The organism is Subtercola boreus (genome assembly GCF_003399645.1).
GTDB classification, from domain to species: domain Bacteria; phylum Actinomycetota; class Actinomycetes; order Actinomycetales; family Microbacteriaceae; genus Subtercola; species Subtercola boreus_A.
In genome coordinates this window covers 19741-33384 of sequence record NZ_NBXD01000016.1, presented here as the reverse complement: position 1 = coordinate 33384, position 13644 = coordinate 19741, and the positions used below count along the sequence as shown (strand labels likewise).

The window sequence follows — 13644 nt, the reverse complement described above, 5'->3', positions numbered from 1 at the left end:
ACTTCTGAAGAGAGTCAATCGACGGCGGTGGGGCGGTAGGTGATGGGGAGGCGGCGGTCGCGGCCGAAGGCCGTGCGGGAGATCTTCGTGCCGATCGCGCTCTGGCGGCGTTTCCACTCCGAGTGGTCGACCAGCGAGATGATGCGGTCGACGGTTTCGGCATCGAATCCGCGCTCGACGAGCTCGTTGCGCCCGAAGCCGCCGTTGATGTAGTCCTCCAGCAGGGCGTCGAGGATCTCGTACTCGGGCAGCGAGTCCTGGTCGGTCTGGTCGGGCCGCAACTCCGCCGACGGGGGCTTCGAGATGGAGTTCTCGGGGATCGGCGGCGTCTCACCGCGCCGGGCTGCGAAAGCGTTGCGCCAGCGCGCCAGCTCCCAGACCAGCATCTTGGGCACGTCTTTCAGGGGCGCGAAACCACCCACCGAGTCGCCGTAGATGGTCGAGTAGCCGACCGCGAGCTCGCTCTTGTTGCCGGTCGTGAGCACAAGGTGGCCGTGCTGGTTCGACAGGCCCATCAGGATGATGCCCCGGATGCGCGCCTGCAAGTTCTCGGCCGCGATTCCGTCCAGCGCGAGCTGCGTCTCGATCGGCTGCACGAGGTCGGCGATCGCCTGCGTCTCGTAGTGGACGCCGATGCGCTCGGCGAGGTCGTCGGCGTCGGAACGGGAGTGATCGGAGGACCAGCGGCTGGGCATCGACACGCCATAGACCGAGGAGGCGCCGATCGCGTCGGCCGCGAGCGAGGCGCACACAGCGGAATCGATACCGCCCGACAGCCCGAGCGTCACCGAGCGGAAGCCGTTCTTGCGCACGTAGTCGCCGAGCCCCAGCACCAGGGCGTTCCAGACCTGCTCGAGTTCGTCGGGTACCACGGCCACGTCGGCGGTGAGCGCCGTCTGGTCGGTGAGGGAGCCCGACATCGGCAGCTCGAGGGTGACGCGTGCGACATCGGGGGGCAGATCGTCCAGCGTCGCGGCCTCGGCATCGATGTCGGTGACGAGGAGGTGGGGCACGAACTGCGGCGCCCGCGCGATGATCGAGCCCTGCCGGTCGACGACGACGCTGTCGCCATCGAAGAGCAGATCATCCTGCCCGCCGACGATGTTCACGTAGGCGACGATCGTGTCGTTCTCGACCGCGCGTCGCACGACGAGCGGCAGGCGCACCTCGTTCTTGTCGCGCTCGTAGGGCGAGGCGTTGATGACGAGCAGCATGCCGGCGTCGGCCGAGGCCACCCGGTTCACCGGGCCGCCGTCGCGCCAGAGGTCTTCGCAGATGATGAGGGCGACGTCGATTCCGCGCATCCGCAGCACCAGCAGCTCGTCACCGGCGATGAAGATGCGGTACTCGTCGAAGACCGAGTAGTTCGGCAGGTGGTGCTTGGCGTAGCGCGCCTTGATCTCTCCGTTCTGGATGATCGAGGCCACGTTCTGGGCGATGGCGGTCGGCGCGTTCGTGGTGGTGAACGCCCGCGGTTCGAACGGGCCATCGGGATGCCCGACGACGACGACGATGTCACCGAGACCGGCCTCGTCGAGCTCGGTCGCCAGCCCGGCGGCCCGCGCACGGCAGGCACCGAGGAACGACGGCCTCGATGCGAGGTCTTCGATCGGGTAGCCCGAGAGCGCCATCTCGCCGAAGGCGACCAGGTCGGCACCGGCATCTCTTGCACGGCGAACGGCAGCGACGATCTCGGCGGAGTTGCCTTCGAGATCACCGACGACGGGGTTGGTCTGGGCCAGTGCTAAGCGAAGTCTCGGCATAGCCACTAGCCTAATAGCGGCAGAACACGTGCCGGAGAGAGGTAACAACCGTCGATGGATAAGCAGCGCGACTTCGTTCTTCGAACCATTGAAGAACGCGGGGTCAAGTTCGTTCGGCTGTGGTTCACCGACGTGGTGGGCACCCTCAAATCCGTCGCCATCGCTCCCGCCGAGGTCGAGGGCGCGTTCGCCGAGGGGCTCGGTTTCGACGGCTCGGCCATCGAGGGCCTGACGCGGTCGTTCGAGGCCGACGTGCTCGCGCATCCCGACCCCACCACCTTCCAGATCCTGCCGTGGCGCGGCGAGATCGACCCCACTGCCCGCATGTTCTGCGACATCACCACCCCTGATGGCCAGCCCGCGGTGGCCGATCCCCGCAATGTTCTGAAGCGCACCCTCGCCAAGGCCGGCGACCGGGGGTTCTCGTTCTACACGCATCCGGAGATCGAGTTCTACCTGCTGAAGTCGTCGCAATACGGCGAAGACGGCCCCGAGCCCGTCGACAAGGCCGGGTACTTCGACAACGTTCCCGGCGGCACGGCCCACGACTTTCGCCGCCGCTCGGTGCGGATGCTCGAAGACCTCGGCATCTCGGTGGAGTTCAGCCACCACGAAGCCGGCCCCGGCCAGAACGAGATCGACCTGCGCTACGCCGATGCGCTCACCACGGCCGACAACATCATGACCTTCCGCACCGTCGTGAAGGAGGTGGCGATCGAGCAGGGTGTCTATGCGACGTTCATGCCGAAACCACTCTCCGGTCACCCGGGGTCGGGCATGCACACCCACATGTCGCTCTTCGAGGGCGATTCGAACGCATTCTTCGAGGCGGGTGCCGAGTACCAGCTGTCGAAGATCGGCCGCCAGTTCATCGCCGGGCTGCTGAAGCACGCCCCCGAGATCACTGCCGTGACCAACCAGTTCGTCAACTCGTACAAACGCCTCTGGGGCGGCGACGAGGCCCCGAGCTTCGTGTGCTGGGGCCACAACAACCGCTCGGCGCTGGTTCGCGTTCCGCTCTACAAGCCGAACAAGGGCCAGTCGTCGCGGGTCGAGTACCGTGCGATCGATTCGGCGGCCAACCCTTACCTCGCCTACTCCCTGCTGCTCGCGGCCGGGCTGAAGGGCATCGAGGAGGGCTACGAGCTGCCGGCCGAAGCAGAAGACAACGTCTGGAGCCTCAGCGACACCGAACGCCGTGCCCTGGGCTACAACTCGCTGCCGGCCAGCCTCGACCAGGCGATCGGTGAGATGGAGAAGAGTGAACTCGTCGCCGAGACACTGGGCGAGCACGTCTTCAACTACGTGCTGCTCAACAAGCGCAGGGAATGGGCCGAGTACCGCGACCAGGTCACGCCGTTCGAGTTGAAGAGCAACCTGGAGATGCTGTAACGAGCTCCCGATGGCACGCGTACCCGGCTCGCTGAGCCTCACCGAATTGGCCAGGGTCGGCTTCTCCGAGTTGGAGGAGGCGACCCGTGACCTGGGGGTGGCGAGCGAGATCGGTGCGGTGGGGGTGGATGATCTGCTCGCCTCGCTGCGAATGACCGCCGACCCCGACCAGGCCCTGTCGTACCTCGTGAAGATGCTCCGCCAGCCGGTGCCGGGCTCCGGGCGGGAGGCGGTCGACAAGAGGCCGCACGCGACGCTCCCCGTGACCACGCGCGGCCTGCTCGCCGAGGAGCCGACCCGCACCCGGCTGCTTCGCGTCTTCGGTGCATCGAGCGGGCTGGCCGACTTCTTTCTCGCCCACCCCGAAGAGCTCGGGGCTCTCGCCGAGCGCATCTCGCGTCTTCCGACGGCCGAGGAGCTGCAGGACGATCTGCTGGGCGCCGTGGCGGCCGTCGACGGATTCGCGGCCGCGGCCGCCGGCGATGCCGACTGGGTGCGCTTGCGCGTCCGGTACCGCCGGGTGCTGGCGCAGGTCACCGCGTTCGACCTCGAACAGGCCGATCCGGTGGCCGGTGTCGACCTGATCGCACACACGCTCGCCGACCTGGCCGCCGCCGCGCTCGACGCCTCGTTGGCGTGTGCGCGCCGCCGGGCATCCACTCGCGGTGCGAGCCGCTGGTACTTCGACAGCGCGGAGGTGGCTTCGACGAGACTCGCGATCATCGGCATGGGCAAGGCCGGCGCCCGCGAGCTGAACTACGTCAGCGACGTCGACGTGATCTTCGTGGGGGAGGGCGACGAGGAGGCGGGCCTCAGCACCGCCCGCGCGATCGACATCGCCACCGCACTGGCGATGCTGACCATGCACGGCATCACCGAGACGACGAGGGAGCCGGCGCTCTGGGAGGTCGACCCGAACCTCCGACCCGAGGGCAAGGCCGGCGCTCTGGTGCGTTCGCTCGAGTCGCACATCGCGTATTACGAACGCTGGGCGAAGAGCTGGGAGTTCCAGGCGCTGCTGAAGGCGCGGCCGCTGGCGGGTGACCTCGCCCTGGGCGGCCGGTACGCCGACGCGGTCGCTCCCCGGGTGTGGACGAGTGCGTCGCGCGAGGGGTTCGTCGAGTCGGTGCAGAAGATGCGGCAGCGCGTCACCGACCACATTCCGGTCGACGAAGTCGACTATCAGCTCAAGCTCGGGCCCGGCGGGCTTCGCGACATCGAGTTCACCGTGCAGCTGCTGCAGCTCGTTCACGGCCAGAACGATCCCCTCGTGCGGCAGGCCGGAACCCTGCCCGCGCTGGCCGCGCTCGCGAACCAGGGTTACATCGGCCGGGTCGAGGCGCACGAGTTCTCCCGGGACTACCGGGTTCTGCGGCTGATGGAGCACCGCCTGCAGTTGCGGGCGCTGCGGCGCACGCACCTGGTTCCGCGCGACGAGTTCGGGCAGCGCGTGCTCGCCCGGGCGACCGAGCTGGCGCCGAGCGCGCCCGCCCTGCTCGAGATCTGGAACGCCATCAAGGTGCGCGTGCGAACGCTGCACCATCGACTGTTCTATCGACCGCTGCTGGCCGCGGTGGCGGCGCTCGGCCCCGACGAGATCAGCCTCACCAGCGAGCAGGCCGTCGCCCGCCTGGCCGCGATCGGGTTTCTCGACCCGAAGGGCGCCCTCGGCCACATCCGCGCGATGACCGCGGGCGTCTCGCGGCGTGCCGCCATCCAGCGGCACCTTCTGCCGGTCATGCTGCAGTGGTTCGCGAACGGCGCCGACCCCGACTACGGGCTGCTCGCGTTCCGGCGGCTGAGTGACACGCTCGGCGAGACGTACTGGTTCCTTCGGATGCTCCGCGACTCCTCAGGAGCTGCATCCCGTCTCACCCAGGTGCTCTCGGGCTCGCGCTTCGCGGCCGAGCTTCTCGAACGCATCCCTGAGGCCGCAGCCTGGCTCGAGAACGACCACGAGCTCAGACCCCGCCCGTTCGCCGTGCTCTGGGGTGAGACGAGCGCCACCATCGCGCGCCACGACACGCCGGATGCCGTGGCCGCCGCCCTGCGAACCGCGCGGCGGCGGGAAGTGCTGCGTCTCGCGTGCGCCGCCATCCTGGGTCTTCTCACCGTGCAGGAGCTCGCGCGCGGGCTCACCGACATCACCACCGTCTTCCTGCAGGGAACGCTCGACGCGATCCGTGGATCGGCGGCGCTGGCCCGGGGTGACGGCATCGAGTTCGCGGTCATCGGCATGGGCCGGTACGGCGGACGCGAGATCGGGTTCGGCTCGGACACCGACGTGATGTACGTCTACCGTGCGGTCTCGGTCGACCCGGAGACCGCGCAGTCGGTGGCGCGGTTCATCGTCAACGAGCTCGTGCGGCTGACCGAAGACCACCGGTTGCCGCTCGAGCTCGACAATGACCTGCGCCCCGAGGGCAAGAACGGTATCGTCGTCCGTTCACTCGACAGCTACCGTGCCTACTACCGGCGCTGGTCGCTCACCTGGGAGGCGCAGGCGCTGCTGCGAGCACGTGGCGTCGTCGGCGATGCGGCGCTGATGCTCGATTTCGAGGCGGTGGCCGATGAGGTTCGCTACCCCGCGTCCATCGGGGAGAACGCGGTGCGCGAGGTGAAGCGCATCAAGGCGCGCGTGGAGAAGGAGCGGTTGCCGCAGGGCGCCGACCCGGCACGGCACCTCAAGCTGGGGCGCGGGTCGCTGAGCGACGTCGAGTGGTACGTGCAGCTGCTCCAGCTCGAGCACGGGGCCGAGCATCCGGAATTCAGAACCACCTCCACACTCGATGCTCTCGATTCCGAAGTCGCAGCAGGGTATGTCGACGAGGGGGATGCCGCGAAGCTCCGTGACGCGTGGATCTTCGCGTCGCGGGCGCGGTCGGCGATGACGCTCTGGACCAACCGCACGGGCGACGTGCTGCCCGCCGACCGGCGCCAGCTCGAGGGCGTGGCACGCCTGCTGGAGTATCCGCCGGGGTCGGCCACGGCGCTCGAGGAGGACTACCTGGCGGTCACACGCCGTGCGCGTGCCGTCTTCGAGCGCGACTTCTACGGTTCGCTGTAGGCTGAGGTTCGCTCGCTTCTGTGAAAGGAACGCCATGACCGATCCCACGACCCCTCCCCGTCGGCAGTCGGTGCTGAGCGGCCTGTCGGGCAACGAGATGTTTTGCGTCGACCTGCTCGGTTACCACCCGGGCAACCTGCTGGTCGGCAACAGCGTCTTCTCCCGCGGCTTTCTCGGGTCGCTGAGCGCGGGGTTCAGGGGGATGGTGGGCGGTGAGGTCAGCGCGATCACCGACATGATCACCCAGGGGCGACACCTGTCGATGCAGCGGCTCATCGCCGAGATGCAGCAGAGCCAGGGGCACGGCGCGACAAGTGTCACGACCGAACTGATCTTCCACGCCCAGAACATCGAGTTCCTCTCGGTGGCATCGACGGTGCACCAGAAGGAGGGCGTTCCGGATGTCGCGTTCACGACATCGAGCGACGGGCAGGAGCTGTTCTGCCAGATCGACGCGGGCTACACCCCGGTCTCGTTCGTGATGGGCAACGTCGCCTACTCGATCGGGGTGGGCCGCGGAATCACGGGGGCGTTCCGGCAGCTCGCCCGGGGGGAGGTCACCGAGTACAGCGACCTGTTCTCCCGTACCCGCAACCTCGCGCTGCAGCGCATCGTGGGCGAGGCGCAGTCGGTGGGGGCCAACGCGGTCGTGGGTATCACCACGAACATCCTGCCCTTCGGCGGAACGGCCGTGCAGGAGATGCTGATGGTGGGTACCGCCTCTCGGCACGACATGTCCGACCCGGCACTCGAGGCGATCGGCGTCGTGACGAGCGACCTCACGGCTGAGGAGATGTGGAGCCTGGCACGCATCGGCTACGCGCCGATGAAGCTGGTGATGGGCACCTCGGTCTACTCGCTCGGCTTCGTCGGTGGCATCACCTCGGCGTTCAAGAACCTCGTCAAGGGGGAGATCAGCGAGCTGACCCAGCTCATCTACGGTGCCCGCGAGGAGTCGCTCGCCAAAGTGCAGCAGCAGGCGACGGCGGTCGGAGCCGACGATGTCGTCGGTATCAAGACCTACGTGTACGACCTCGGCAACGGACTGATCGAGTTTCTGGCCATCGGCACCGCCGTTCGGCGGTCATCGACGGCCTCGACCCGATCAGAGCAGCTGCCGCCGCAGGCGATCGTGCGCGACCGCGACACCTTCTTCAACAGCGCCGAAGCCTCGTACGGGGTCACTCTCACGCAGAACCAGCAGTAGCGCCCGGTATACGTTCCGCCCGACCTGAGCGTTTGCCCTGTGACGGCCATCGAAGCAATCCGGTATTCGGGGGTCTCCGAATGACTTCGTTGTGAAAGCGAACAGAATTCTGACATCTCATCGACACGTGCAGCACCTGCTCGTCGCCGCTGCCGCCGGCTCACGCCGAGCTGCCGAACGCGCGGAACGCCGGGCCAGGGTCGCGGAGATCGATGCGGCCCTGGGGGAACTCGGTCGCCGTCGTCGCGCTGGTCGGGTCTCGGAGGAGGAATTCATGGCTGAGCGCCAGCAGCTGCTGAAGCCCGTGATGCTGTGCCCCGTGCTGGCCTGAGCTGAACTGGGCTGATCTGGGCTGATCCGGGCGGCGCTCTGCAGAGCCGTCAGCAGCCGACTTGCTCCGATTCGAGGGGCCACCGGATGTCGAGCACGTCGCCCGGTTGAACGTTGAGCGGGTCGGCGCAGGGAAAATTCACGCGCACGACATCCATCACCTGGAGGTTGAAGCGGGAGGCTATGGCGAGCACCTGGTCTTCCCGAACGACCGTGTACCGGAACTCATAGTCGTTGACCTGCGAGACCTTCCCGACCGCGTAGGACTGCGGCCCCGTGTCTCCGACGACCGGTGTCGTGGGGGTGTTCCCGCCGTCGGTCTGGCCGCCCACGGCGTTCGGGGGAGTCGGCGGCGGGGGCGGAGGCGGCGGTTCCGGCGTCTCTACGACCGTCGGCGTGGGTGTCGGTGTGGGAGTGGGCGTCGGGGTCGGCGTGGGTGTCGGCGTGGCCGTGACCGTCGCGGTCACTGTGACCGGGGCGCTGAGCTTCATCTGTGTCGTACACGACGTGAGAAGCGCCACCGCCAGCACCCCGACGGCCGCAGAGCGCAGGAGTCGTGAGGGACGGGACACCCCTCCAGTATTTCCCACTTCCCTGCCCCGCGCAGTCCTCCTTTGCGCCGACACGGCGCGGCGGCCGCACCGCAACGCCACAGGGGCCGCACCCCCGGAGGAAGTGCGGCCCCTGTGCGGTGCTGCGGTTCTGCGGTTCTGTGGCGTGGCTACACGCCGTAGTAGAGCTCGAACTCGAACGGGTGCGGGCGCTGCGCGATCGGCTTGATCTCGTTCTCGCGCTTGTATTCGATCCAGGTCTCGATCAGGTCGGGCGTGAAGACGCCTCCCTTGGTCAGGAACTCGTTGTCTGCCTCGAGGGCCAGGAGGGCCTCGCCGAGCGACGCGGGAACCTGGGGGATGTTCTTCGCCTCCTCGGGCGGAAGCTCGTACAGGTCCTTGTCGACCGGCTCGTGCGGCTCGATGCGGTTCTGGATGCCGTCGAGGCCCGCCATGAGCTGCGCGGCGAAGGCGAGATACGGGTTGCCCGAGGCATCCGGAGCACGGAACTCGATACGCTTCGCCTTCGGGTTCGTGCCGGTGATCGGAATGCGGATGGACGCCGAGCGGTTGCCGGCCGAGTAGACCAGGTTGACGGGAGCCTCGAAACCCGGCACTAGGCGGTGGTACGAGTTGACGGTCGGGTTCGTGAACGCGAGCACCGCGGGAGCGTGCTTCAGCAGGCCTCCGATGTACCAGCGCGCCACGTCGCTGAGCCCGCCGTAACCGGCCTCGTCGTAGAACAGCGGAGAGCCGTCGTTCCAGAGCGACTGGTGCGTGTGCATGCCCGACCCGTTGTCTCCGAAGAGCGGCTTCGGCATGAAGGTCGCGGTCTTGCCCCACTGGGTGGCCGTGTTCTTCACGATGTACTTGAACTTCAGGATGTCGTCTGCCGCGTGCACCATGGTGTCGAAACGGTAGTTGATCTCGCCCTGGCCGGCGGTGCCGACCTCGTGGTGCGCACGCTCGAGGATGAGCCCCGAGTCGATGAGCTTCAGCGAGATGTCGTCGCGGAGGTCTGCGTGCTGGTCGACCGGGCTGACGGGGAAGTAGCCGCCCTTGAAGGGGGTCTTGTTGGCGAGGTTGCCACCCTCTTCTTCACGGCCCGAGTTCCATGCGCCCTCGCTGGAGTCGACCGAGTAGAAGCTCTTGTTCTGCTTCACTTCGTATCTCACGTCGTCGAAGATGTAGAACTCGGCCTCGGGAGCGAAGAACGCGGTGTCGGCGATGCCGGTCGAGGCGAGGTACTTCTCGGCCTTCTTGGCGACCTGGCGCGGGTCGCGGCTGTAGATCTCGCCGTTCCGCGGGTTGTAGATGTCGAAGATGACGATCAGGGTGCGCTCGACACGGAAGGGGTCGATGTAAGCGGTCGACACGTCGGGGATGAGCTGCATGTCGGACTCGTGGATCGACGCGAACCCACGGATGGACGAGCCGTCGAACATCTGGCCGACGGAGAAGAAGTCCTCGTCGACAGTCGATGCGGGAATGTTGAAGTGCTGCTGCACGCCGGGAAGGTCGGTGAAGCGGATATCAAGGAACTTGACGTCGGTGTCCTTGATGAACTTGAGCACCTCGGAAGAATCGCTGAACATTTGAGAGACTCCAAATGGTTGGTACTGAATGGGTGGTTCTGAAGGGCTGGCACTACCAGTCGCAGACGCGGCTCCCGTCAGGGTACAGCGAAGCCATTACTCTGCCGTGTCGCAATTGTTTCGGGCACGTTACAGGAGGTGACGCCAAGCTGGCTCACCTAGACTCATCGCGTGTCGAATGCCAAGCCCCCCTCCCGCTGGTCCGGAGCCGCTCCGAGCAACTGGCCCGGTGAACGCCTCGGTTTTCCGCAGGAGGGGCGCGGTTCGGTCGGTCGACCCGGGCGGCGGATGATCGCACTCCTCATCGACTGGGCGGTCTGTTTTGTCGTCTACGCTGCTTTCTTCTTCGGCAACCCGTGGGCTGCGACCCTCATCTTCGTGGCCGAGCAGATCGTGCTCCTGGTGTTCACAGGCGGCGGATTCGGTCACCTCCTGCTGGGCCTTCGCCTGGTGAAGGTCGACGGCACCTACGCGGGCTGGTGGCGCCCCATCATCCGTACCGGTCTGCTCATCCTGACCATTCCCGCGCTGATCTGGGTTTCAGACCAGCGCGGGCTCCACGATGTCTTCGCGGGAACGGTGTTGGTGCGTCGCTAGAGGATGAACAGCATCTCCTGGTAGGTCGGCAGCGGCCACAGGTCATCGGCCACCAGGTCTTCGAGCGTGTCTGACGCCTGGCGAACCGAGGCCATCGCGGGAAGCAGCGCCTCTCGAGCATGCTCGGCCTCGGCAAGGGCGTCATCGTGGCCTTCGGCCTCGAGCGCGCTCTTGAGTGTCACCAGACCCGCCCGCAGATCGGCAAGAGGAGCCGACACCGCCTCGAGCAGGGTCGTGTCGGCCTCCACTCCCGCAGCCTTCAGCGCACCGACGTTCACCGCGAGTTCGGTCTGGTGCCGGATGGCCGCCGGCAGAACGGCCGTCGTTCCGAGTTCGAGCGTCAGTCGCGCCTCGACCCCGATCGTGAGCGCGTACTGCTCGAGCCCGATCTCGTAGCGGCTGTGCATCTCGCGGTGGTTGAAGACGTGGTACTTCTCGAACAGTTCCATGGCCGGCTCGGTGATGAGCTCGGGCAGCGCGTCGAGGGTGGTCTTGAGGTTCGCCAGGCCGCGCTTCTCAGCCTCGATGGGCCAGGCATCCGCGTAGCCGTCGCCGTTGAAGACGACCGCGCCGTGCTCGTTGATGATTTCGGTGAGGATGGTCTGCACGGCCTGGTCGAAATCGGTTCCTTCGGCCACGGCGGCCTCGAGGTTCGTCGCGATGTAGTCGAGCGAGTCGGCCATGATCGTGTTGATCGTGGTCATCGGGCCCGCGACGGTCTGCATCGAACCCGGCGCGCGGAACTCGAAGCGGTTGCCCGTGAACGCGAAGGGGCTGGTGCGGTTGCGGTCTCCCGGGTCGGTCGGCAGCACCGGCAGCGTGTCGACGCCGATCACCATCTTGCCCTTGCCCTTGGAGCTCGTGGCCGGGCCCTTCGCGATCTGTTCGAACACGTCGGCGAGCTGGTCGCCGAGGAAGATCGAGATGATCGCCGGGGGAGCCTCGTTCGCTCCCAGCCGGTGATCGTTGGTCGCACTGGCGACGGATGCGCGGAGGAGCCCCGCGTAGGTGTGCACGGCGCGAATGACAGCCGCGCAGAACACCAGGAACTGCGCGTTCTCGTGGGGGGTGTCGCCGGGCACGAACACGCTGCCGACCTCGGAATTCCCGAGGCTGAAGTTCACGTGCTTACCCGATCCGTTGACGCCCTGGAAGGGCTTCTCGTGGAACAGGCACTCCATGCCGTGCTTCTTGGCGATCGACTTGAACGTGGTCATGAGCAGCTGCTGGTGGTCGGCCGCGAGGTTGGCCTTCTCGAACATGGGCGCGATCTCGAACTGACCGGGTGCGACCTCGTTGTGGCGGGTCTTGGCCGGGATTCCGAGCTTGAAGAGTTCACGCTCGGTGTCCATCATGAAACCGAGCACCCGCTCGGGGATGGCGCCGAAATAGTGATCGTCGAACTCCTGGCCCTTGGGCGGCTTCGACCCGAACAGCGTGCGACCCGCGTTCAGCAGGTCGGGGCGGGCGAGAAAGAAGTGCCGGTCGACGAGGAAGTACTCCTGCTCGGGCCCGCAGTACGAGACGACGTGCTCGGGGTCGGTGTGGCCGAAGAGCCTCAGGATGCGCTCGGCGTGCGCGCCCATCGCCTGCTGCGAGCGGAGCAGCGGAGTCTTGTGGTCGAGGGCTTCGCCCGTCATCGACACGAAGACGGTCGGGATGCACAGCGTATTGCCGTTCGGGTTCTCGAGCACGTACGCGGGGCTCGTCACATCCCAGCCGGTGTAGCCGCGGGCCTCGAAGGTGTTGCGGAGGCCTCCGTTCGGAAAGCTGGAAGCATCGGGCTCACCCTGGGTCAGGGTCTTGCCGGCGAACTCGGCGAGGGCGGTTCCGTCGCCGACCGGCTCGAAGAAGCTGTCGTGCTTCTCGGCCGTCAGCCCGGTGAGCGGATAGAAGACGTGCGCGTAGTGGGTGGCGCCCTTCTCCAGCGCCCAGTCCTTCATGGCACTCGCGACGGCATCGGCGACGAGGGGATCGAGTTTCGCGCCGTGCTCGATGGTCGCGATGACCGACTTGTAGACCGACTTCGGAAGCCGCTTCTGCATGACGACCTGGTTGAAGACATTCTCGCCGAACACCTGCCCGGGTGCTTCAGTGTCGGTGAAGCTGACCTCGGGAGGCACGTAGGCCTCGACGTCGCGCACGGCCTGCAGACGGACTTTGTTGCTCATGGACGAACCCCTCAGAACGCGGAAATCCTCCGCTCCGATGCGGTATCCGATGGGGCAAATCTACGAAGCGACTGTGGCGAGGATGTTTCGGCGGTGTGACGGGGAGCGTCCATTTTGCGCAGAAGCACCCAAACCGTTTCGTTTGGGTGCTTCTGCGCAAAGCGGGCGGGGGGTCAGCGGCCGCGCTGCGGACGGGCCTTCATTGGCCGCGCTGCGGACGGGGTGTCAGCGGCCGCGCTGCGGACGGGCCTTCATGGGGTCGACGCCCTTGGGGATGGGCAAGTTTCCCGAGCTGAGCGAGGTGAGGCGGTTGCTGACGGCCATGACCTCGGGCTTGGTGAGGTTCGCCTTGATGCGGTTGAGGCGGGCCGGCACCTTGTGGAGGGGCACGGCGTCGTCGTCGGGGCCGACGTAGAGGAAGGTGACCGGCACATTGGGCAGTACGCGGAGCACCTTGCGGCGTTCGTCTTCGAGCATGCGGGTGGTGCGCGACTTGGGGCCCTCGCTGATGAGAACGACGCCTCCGCGGCCGACGGCGCGGTAGACGGCATCCTGGGTCTTGCCGTTGACGGCGACCGGCATCTCGCTGCCGCGCCAGCTGCGCTTGAGCGAGCTGCGGAGAACAGCCCCGACCGCGCCGGGCTGCCCGGCGATCTGCCCGTAGGCGGCCGCCTCGGCGCGCCGGCCGAGCACGACGAGGGCGATCAGAACGCCCGCCAGAACGCCGGCGACGATCCACATCGCGATGACGAACCCGTTGCCGTCGCTGAGCAGCAGAGCAAGAACGAGGCCGATCGCCACGGGAACCAGGATGCTCAGCACGAGCAGGAGAACGATGTTCTTGTCGTAGCGACGGGTCATCTGGAAGACCTGCCACATCTGCTTGATGCGACCGTCTTCCTTCGGCTTCTTGGGAGCCTTCGGAGCTTTCTCTTTACTGCGTGCCATACCCCTATGGTACCGAGTCGGCC

At 66.8% G+C, this 13644-nt stretch carries 10 protein-coding genes; 5 read left to right on the top strand and 5 right to left on the bottom strand.

Annotation, left to right across the window (positions count from 1 at the left end; translation table 11 throughout):
• Positions 1-14: 14 nt before the first annotated feature.
• Positions 15-1763, bottom strand: coding sequence for an NAD+ synthase (locus B7R24_RS08430; RefSeq protein WP_116418536.1), 1749 nt, complete (start codon positions 1761-1763; stop codon positions 15-17).
• A gap of 54 nt (positions 1764-1817) precedes the next feature.
• Here B7R24_RS08430 and glnA (B7R24_RS08425) point away from each other — a divergent pair, with 54 nt between their 5' ends.
• The 4 genes from glnA (B7R24_RS08425) to B7R24_RS08410 all read left to right on the top strand — a co-directional run bounded on the left by glnA (B7R24_RS08425) (position 1818) and on the right by B7R24_RS08410 (position 7760).
• Positions 1818-3155, top strand: a complete 1338-nt coding sequence (gene glnA, locus B7R24_RS08425) for a type I glutamate--ammonia ligase (RefSeq protein ID WP_116418535.1) — start codon at positions 1818-1820, stop codon at positions 3153-3155.
• 10 nt (positions 3156-3165) lie between these two features.
• Positions 3166-6222 (top strand): bifunctional [glutamine synthetase] adenylyltransferase/[glutamine synthetase]-adenylyl-L-tyrosine phosphorylase, encoded by a 3057-nt coding sequence (locus B7R24_RS08420; protein WP_116418534.1) that lies wholly within the window; start codon positions 3166-3168, stop codon positions 6220-6222.
• A gap of 34 nt (positions 6223-6256) precedes the next feature.
• Positions 6257-7429, top strand: coding sequence for a heavy metal-binding domain-containing protein (locus tag B7R24_RS08415; protein ID WP_116418533.1), 1173 nt, complete (start codon positions 6257-6259; stop codon positions 7427-7429).
• Between the two features lie 127 nt (positions 7430-7556).
• A complete protein-coding gene (locus B7R24_RS08410) occupies positions 7557-7760 on the top strand; it encodes a hypothetical protein (RefSeq protein WP_116418532.1) in 204 nt (67 codons plus the stop codon).
• 49 nt (positions 7761-7809) lie between these two features.
• On the opposite strand, the gene B7R24_RS08405 is transcribed toward B7R24_RS08410, so the two are convergent.
• Positions 7810-8331 carry a LysM peptidoglycan-binding domain-containing protein gene (locus tag B7R24_RS08405; RefSeq protein ID WP_116418531.1) on the bottom strand — a complete coding sequence of 174 codons (522 nt, stop codon included), beginning with the start codon at positions 8329-8331 and terminating at the stop codon, positions 7810-7812.
• 149 nt (positions 8332-8480) lie between these two features.
• Positions 8481-9905 (bottom strand): type I glutamate--ammonia ligase, encoded by a 1425-nt coding sequence (glnA, locus tag B7R24_RS08400; protein ID WP_116418530.1) that lies wholly within the window; start codon positions 9903-9905, stop codon positions 8481-8483.
• A gap of 171 nt (positions 9906-10076) precedes the next feature.
• On the opposite strand from glnA (B7R24_RS08400), the gene B7R24_RS08395 reads away from it, so the two are divergent.
• Complete coding sequence (locus tag B7R24_RS08395; RefSeq protein ID WP_253259353.1) at positions 10077-10502, top strand: RDD family protein; 426 nt, start codon at positions 10077-10079, stop codon at positions 10500-10502.
• Here B7R24_RS08395 and B7R24_RS08390 read toward each other — a convergent pair.
• The gene (locus B7R24_RS08390) at positions 10499-12673 is read right to left on the bottom strand and encodes a glutamine synthetase III family protein (protein WP_116418528.1); all 2175 of its coding nucleotides are present in this window, start codon (positions 12671-12673) and stop codon (positions 10499-10501) included. The two genes, B7R24_RS08395 and B7R24_RS08390, sit on opposite strands and share 4 nt — an antisense overlap.
• A 225-nt stretch (positions 12674-12898) precedes the next feature.
• Positions 12899-13621 (bottom strand): DUF4191 domain-containing protein, encoded by a 723-nt coding sequence (locus B7R24_RS08385; protein WP_116418527.1) that lies wholly within the window; start codon positions 13619-13621, stop codon positions 12899-12901.
• Positions 13622-13644 lie beyond the last annotated feature (23 nt).

Excerpts from the sequence above, each read along its gene's own strand:
- B7R24_RS08390 (WP_116418528.1), bottom strand. The coding sequence starts at position 12,673 with ATGAGCAACAAAGTCCGTCTGCAGGCCGTGCGCGACGTCGAGGCCTAC.
- B7R24_RS08430 (WP_116418536.1), bottom strand. The coding sequence starts at position 1,763 with ATGCCGAGACTTCGCTTAGCACTGGCCCAGACCAACCCCGTCGTCGGT.
- B7R24_RS08385 (WP_116418527.1), bottom strand. The coding sequence starts at position 13,621 with ATGGCACGCAGTAAAGAGAAAGCTCCGAAGGCTCCCAAGAAGCCGAAG.
- B7R24_RS08415 (WP_116418533.1), top strand. The coding sequence starts at position 6,257 with ATGACCGATCCCACGACCCCTCCCCGTCGGCAGTCGGTGCTGAGCGGC.
- glnA (WP_116418530.1), bottom strand. The coding sequence starts at position 9,905 with ATGTTCAGCGATTCTTCCGAGGTGCTCAAGTTCATCAAGGACACCGAC.
- B7R24_RS08420 (WP_116418534.1), top strand. The coding sequence starts at position 3,166 with ATGGCACGCGTACCCGGCTCGCTGAGCCTCACCGAATTGGCCAGGGTC.
- glnA (WP_116418535.1), top strand. The coding sequence starts at position 1,818 with ATGGATAAGCAGCGCGACTTCGTTCTTCGAACCATTGAAGAACGCGGG.